At 59.1% G+C, this 6,147-nt stretch carries 4 protein-coding genes; 3 read left to right on the top strand and 1 reads right to left on the bottom strand.

What is annotated here, in order from left to right; genetic code table 11:
• A partial coding sequence (locus PMI31_RS17250) for a DUF5801 repeats-in-toxin domain-containing protein (protein ID WP_008019470.1) occupies positions 1–1,838 on the top strand: 1,838 nt, incomplete at its 5' end.
• A gap of 285 nt (positions 1,839–2,123) precedes the next feature.
• Here the strand turns inward: PMI31_RS17250 and PMI31_RS17245 are convergent.
• Positions 2,124–2,843 (bottom strand): response regulator transcription factor, encoded by a 720-nt coding sequence (locus PMI31_RS17245; RefSeq protein WP_008019469.1) that lies wholly within the window; start codon positions 2,841–2,843, stop codon positions 2,124–2,126.
• 918 nt (positions 2,844–3,761) lie between these two features.
• On the opposite strand from PMI31_RS17245, the gene PMI31_RS17235 reads away from it, so the two are divergent.
• Together PMI31_RS17235 and PMI31_RS17230 are read left to right on the top strand one after the other, a co-directional pair.
• On the top strand, positions 3,762–5,363 hold the full coding sequence (locus tag PMI31_RS17235) for a tetratricopeptide repeat-containing response regulator (RefSeq protein ID WP_008019466.1): 1,602 nt from the start codon (positions 3,762–3,764) through the stop codon (positions 5,361–5,363).
• Positions 5,363–6,055 (top strand): sensor histidine kinase, encoded by a 693-nt coding sequence (locus PMI31_RS17230; protein WP_008019465.1) that lies wholly within the window; start codon positions 5,363–5,365, stop codon positions 6,053–6,055. Before PMI31_RS17235 ends, PMI31_RS17230 begins: the two co-directional genes overlap by 1 nt.
• Positions 6,056–6,147 lie beyond the last annotated feature (92 nt).

The raw sequence follows: 6,147 nt of genomic DNA, 5'->3' as shown, positions 1-6,147 counted from the left end.
TGTTCAAGGACGACGGACCGAGTATCAGCACCACCGGCACGGAGCCGACGCTGACAGTGGACGAGACGCTGCTGGCGAGCAACGCCACCCAGAGCTTTGCGGCCAACTTCACTTCGGCGTTTGGTGCCGATGATGCCGGCACCCTGACCTATGCGCTGGGCGTGGTGGCCGGAGCCTCCGGGCTGACCGACACGGCCTCGGGCCAGGCGGTGAACCTGTCGCTCAATGGCACCGTGGTGGAAGGGCGTACGGCCACGAGCAACCTGCTGGTGTTCACCGTCGGCGTAGCCGCCAATGGCAGCGTCACGCTCGACCAGCTCCGCGCCGTGGTGCATTCCAACACCACTAATCCCGATGACTCGACGAGCCTGACCTCGGACAACCTGGTGACGCTGACGGCGATCAAGACCGACAGGGACGGCGACAGCGCCCAGGCGACGCTGAACATTGGGCAGAATCTGGTGTTCAAGGACGATGGGCCCGCACTCACTTTCGGCAACCTGATCGGGACCGGTAGCGTCCTTGCGCAATCCGGGTTCTGGAGTATGGCGACGGGAGCCGACGGGCTGGGTGCGGCCGGTTTGGATATCTCGTTGGTCAATGGCCAGTTCACCCTCGTCAGGCCAGACAACACGACCACGACCGGGACCGGCACGCTCCACGAGCTGTCGCCATCACCGGATATCAATGGCGCGTACCAGTTCGCAGGAACCTTGACCGGTGATTTCGACAACAACGCCGCAACGGCGAATACCACCGTCGACTACACGTTGACCGCCTATGCCGATGGCCGCTATGCGCTGGATCTGGTGCAAGGCTTCAGTTCGACGATAGTGCTCAGCAGTGCCGACGGCTCGCTCGCTGCCGGTGGCCCGGACTCGGTGCGCACATTGTTGATTCCGCAGACGAGTAACCCGGCTATTCCTTCGACATCCGAGGAGATCGTGTTCTTTTCCGCGAAGGCTCTGGCGTCGACCTCCGACATCCTGACCGGCATCGGGCTCGGAGCACCCGACCCCACCGAAGCCGCGCTACAGACCAACCCCCTGCCATCGTACATAGACCCGGCGGCCATGAACGTCAGCACGTCCGGTATCGGCGTCGGCAACAACGTTTTCCAGGGCGATAACCTGGCGGCAATCAGCGCTGCCGATGAAAGTTTCGTCATCAATCCAGAGAGCCTGCTGACGGGAATGAAGGTCTTCATCGACAACTCCGTGGCGGGTTACAACACCGCAACCGAGGACCTGTACTACAGGATCTTCTACGCGGATGGCTCGTTTTCGAACCGCGTCGAGGTGAACACCCTGACGCCGGAGGCGGGCGGACAGGTGTCCTTCCTCATCCAGAAGGAGGGTGCGACACTGATCGACGCTGTTCAGCTGACGATGGGCCGGGGCGATGTCAAGATCCCGGTGATCCAGTTCATTCAGCAGAGCGAGAGTCTGGCCAGCGATGTCCAGCTGGCGTTCAGCGCGACGCTGACGGACAAGGATGGCGACTCGGCGACGAGTACGTTTGCCGCCAACCTGTTCGCCAACGACCCGGCCAACGCATCCTTCGACTTCTCGCTGGTTGGCACGATCGGTAAGCAGGATGCGTTCAACATCGATCTGTCAGTCAATGAGAACCTGTACCAGGTCACCGGCTTCGATGTGGGTTCAGGCGTGCAAGACAAGCTGGTGCTCAACGGCGACCCGAACGCCGTTGTCCAATCGATCAACAACACCGGCGCAAACAGCGTCGTGACGGTTGCCGAGACTGGCGGACAAACAACAACCATCACCTTGGTCGGGGTCGATCTTCAGAGCACCGACATCTTTTTTGGCAGCGCCTGAGGCATTGCGCGCGTGAACGGATGCGAGGGTGGCCTAGGAAACCACCCTCGCATTCTTTTTGCAGTTCTGATACGAGATCCCCATGATCGCATGCGCTGTGAACTGGCGAGCAGCACAGGGCTTAAAGAACGCGGCGGGTAGATACAGGTTGACTCGGCAGGATATGCCGAGAACGACTGGAACATTCCGGGCACTCTGTTCCAGGCCACCGACAAGGACGGCGACACGCTGACGGCCAACCTTCCCTGAAAGTGAGGGGCAGACCGTCTTGTATTGGCTTGAAATTCAATCCAGCTCCACCCAGGAGGACTTGGGCGGTGTTTCGTTGTTGGTGAGCCCGTGTTTCAGTGCATACATCAGCAAGTCGATGCGGTTGATGAGATTCAGCTTTTGATAGATGTTGCTGAGGTGGTTGTGCACGGTGTGCTCGCTGATCCCCAGGCGCCCGGCGATGCTCACATATTTGGCCGACGGTTCGCCCACGATGGCGCAAATCAGCTCTCTCTCGCGCAGCGTCAACCGCGCCTGTTTCGCCTGCTCCAGATTGCATTTAAAGGGTGCTTGCCCGGTCGCGGCATAGCCGGAAAGGCCGCCGGCCCAGGCTCTATCCATTGCGATGTCGCTATGGTGGACCTTGAGGATGGCCTGGGTAATCGATTCCGTCGGGTCTTCCGCCAGCACGATGCCGCGAGCGCCAGCCTCTATCGCCTGGGCTGCGGGAACGGCTTCGTACAGGCCCTTGAACAGCAGCACTTTCATTTCGGAGTTGCGGGTGAGTCCCGCGACGACCTCCAGAGGATTCAGCGCATCCGGAAAGAAACTGAAAAAAATGACATTGGGTCGCAATTGATTGGCAAGATCCAGTGCATGGGTATAGGTGGTGGCCTGGCCTGTCACTTCCATTCTGGGCTTTCTGGCATCAATCAAGTCGTGAAGGCCCTTGAGCACGAGGGGGCGGCAATCGATCAGCATCACGCTAATTGGCTCTTTTGGGTCAGTGATCATCTTCCTGTCCCCCTTGAAAAACCAAGGATGGCCTCCGCCCACAGGCCTTTGCGGGTCAGCAACTTGCTTGTCTGGTCGCCGCGATTGAAGGACAGATTTGAGCGCCGGGAGGCCGCGATGGTGCTCGCCCAGGTATTGGCAACCGCCGGCCATGAGGCTATCTCCATCAACAGCGCCGGCAGCGAGGGCAAACATTTCCAAAAGGCAGGCAAAGCCCGAGACAGAAAATAAATACGAATAATTATCAGTGAATTGCACATGACGATGTACTCCCTCACCCCTCAACGGAGTCTAGGTCAGCCCAGGGTGCTGCCAGACTGACCATCCGTCAGTCGTCAATGCAAGCCCAGTGCAGGCTGGCCTGACCGATGTTCTCAAGGGACGGGGTAACCCTCGAAAATCAAGGCATTAGGCTCGTCACAGGTGACCTGCGACTAAAGACTGATTCTGATCAAAATCGTCAATTAATCGACGAATGGCGTTAGCTTAGGAGTGCTGTTTTTGGTTAGTCAATTTATCGGCGTATCTTGCCGGGTCTAGCCATCTGCAAGTCAGAGCTTGGCGACATCAGTGAGCAGCACTGGCCGCTCCCGTCCTGCGTATGCGTCAGGCCATTGAGGGCGTTCATTTATCAGCACTTTTTTGTGCGCGATGTCTCGTTTTCAGTAACGTCTTCACCTATTCGGAGTGAGCGTTGGGGAAGCTTCTCAAGGGAACACCACTGCTGGCCGATAACACGGACAGTCAGGGGCCATTTTGCCTTTTGCGGTTGGCTGGGGGGGCTCATCTCTGTGAGAAGGTGTTTGATAGCCTAGTGCCACCAGTTATCATCTGCGCGCCAAAACAGCGGCTGCGAAGCTGAGTCCGTCCGTGTATTTGCCTTTGGGTTGTTCTTCTTAAATTGCCTGGAAATCTTCGATGCTGTCGTATCACCAAAAGCGTTTTCTGATCGTCGATGATTTCTCGGACTTCCGCAGTTCGGTTCGGTCGATGCTGCGCGAACTGGGTGTCAAGGAAGTGGACACTGCCGATACCGGCGAACAGGCGCTGAAAATGTGTTCGCAGAAGCAGTACGACTTCATCCTGCAGGACTTTCACCTGGGTGACGGCAAGAAAAACGGCCAGCAGGTGCTCGAAGACCTGATGGAGGAAAAGCTGATCAGCCATGAAGCGGTGTTCGTCATGGTCACCGCTGAAACCAGCCAGGCCATGGTGCTCAGTGCGCTGGAGCACGAGCCCGATGCCTATCTGACCAAGCCCTTCAACCGTTCCAGCCTGGCCCAGCGCCTGGAGCGTCTGGAGCAGCGCAAAACCCTGCTCAAGCCAATCCTGCAGGCCCTTGACCGCGGCAAACCGATGGAGGTGCTCAACGCCTGCATCGCCTTGTGCAAGCAAGACATCCGCTATTCGCCACTGTGCCTGCGCTACCGCGCCGATGCCCTGCGCGACCTCAATCAGAACGAAGCGCTGGAGCGGCTGTACGACGGCATCATCGCCGACCGCCCGTTGCCATGGGCGTTTGCCGGGTTGGGCAAGTTGCTGTTCAAGCGCGGCCAGGTCGGGCAGGCCAAAGGCATCTACGAAAAAGCCCTGAAGGTCTTCCCGATGATGCCGTCGCTGTATGACGGCATGGCTGACGTGCTGGTCGCCGAAGGGGATACCAAAGGTGCACAGCGTGTTCTGGAAGAGGCAATTCGCCTGTCGCCGCTGGCGGTGCGCCGGCAAGCGTTGCTCGGTAAGCTGGCGATGACCAACGAAGACTTCGACACGGCGGCCAAGGCCTATCGCCAGGCCGTAAGCCAGGGTGCGCAGTCGCGATTCAAGGATGCCGAGAGCAACCTCGGCCTGGCCCACGCATTGATCAGCAAGGGCAGCGAAAGGGGGCTGGACACGCGAACCCGACTGGAAATCAACACCACATTGAGCGCCGTGGCCAAGGAAAATCCCTCTGATCCGGGCCTGCAAATCCGCGCGCGCCTGATGAAGGCCACCAGTCTGTTGCTCAACGATGCCGAGACGGCGGACAAGCTCACCGAGCAAGCCCTGTTGCGCCTGGACGGCATGGAGCAATTCATGAGCGCCGAAGCGGCATTGCTGGTGGCCAAGCAACTGAAAATGCTCGGGCAGAGCGAGGCCGGCACCGCGATGCTGAAAAATTGCGTGGAAATCTACGGCGACGACCCGGCGGTCATGAAGGACATCGCCAAGCAGACCGACGACCCGAGCATCCTCAATTCCGGCAATGCCGCGGCAGAACTCAACCGTCAGGGCGTGCGCGTGTACAAGACCGGCAATCTGGTGGAGGCCCGGCAGGTCTTTCGCAAAGCCCTGGCCATGCAGCCCAAGAACATCAGTATCGCCCTGAACCTGGCGCAGTCGTTGTTGCACGGCACCGATACCGGCGCTCCTTCAGCGGAGCTGGAAGAATGCCGGACCTGCCTGAAAATGGTTGGCCTGATGCCCGACACCGACGCACGCTATCCGCGTTACCAGAAGCTCAACAGCAAGGCGTTTGGATAATGAACGAAAACCGGCAGGCACTGGATTTCTCCACGGTGATCGCCTCTACCGTGCACGACATGAAGAACTCGCTGGCCATGCTGATGCAGGCTCAGAGCCAGTGGCTGGCGCGATTGCCGGAGTCGGCGCAGCGGACGCCGGAGCAGGGCGTGATCGACTTCGAGTTCGCCCACCTCAACGGCATGCTGGTGCAGCTGCTGGGTCTGTACAAGCTCGGCGTCAATCAGATGCCATTGCAACCGGCCTACCATGAACTGGACGACTTCATCGAAGCGCAACTGGCTTGTCATCAGGAAGTGTTCGCCAGCCGCGGCATCATGGCCACCTATGAAGTGGACCCGCTGAGCCCGCTGGGTTTCTTCGACCGCGAGTTGATCGCGTCGGTGTTGGCCAACTGCATCAACAACGCGATTCGCTTTGCACGGCATGCCGTGTTGATCAGCGCCAGCGACGAAGCCGGGCAACTGGTGTTGACCATCAATGACGATGGCGAGGGGTATCCGGCGCAGATGATCGAGCGTCAGGCCGATTACGTGCAGGGCATCAATCAAAGCACCGGCAGCACAGGGTTGGGCCTGTACTTTGCCGGACGAATTGCTGCGTTGCATCAACGCAACGGCGTCGGCGGACGCACCGAAATCGGCAATGGCGGTCCGTTGGGCGGTGGGGTGTTCCGTCTTTACCTGCCCTGACAGGCAGCATATTTATCGACGCTGCTTGAAATTCCGAACACGCGGAGCCTATTTTGTACGGTCGCCGTTCGCGGCCCGCACAATAACAAGGA

Source organism: Pseudomonas sp. GM55 (genome assembly GCF_000282395.1).
In the GTDB taxonomy this organism is placed as follows: Bacteria; Pseudomonadota; Gammaproteobacteria; order Pseudomonadales; family Pseudomonadaceae; genus Aquipseudomonas; species Aquipseudomonas fluorescens_CC.
The sequence above is the reverse complement of the archived record's forward strand: the minus strand, read 5'-3'. Positions and strand labels throughout refer to the sequence as shown.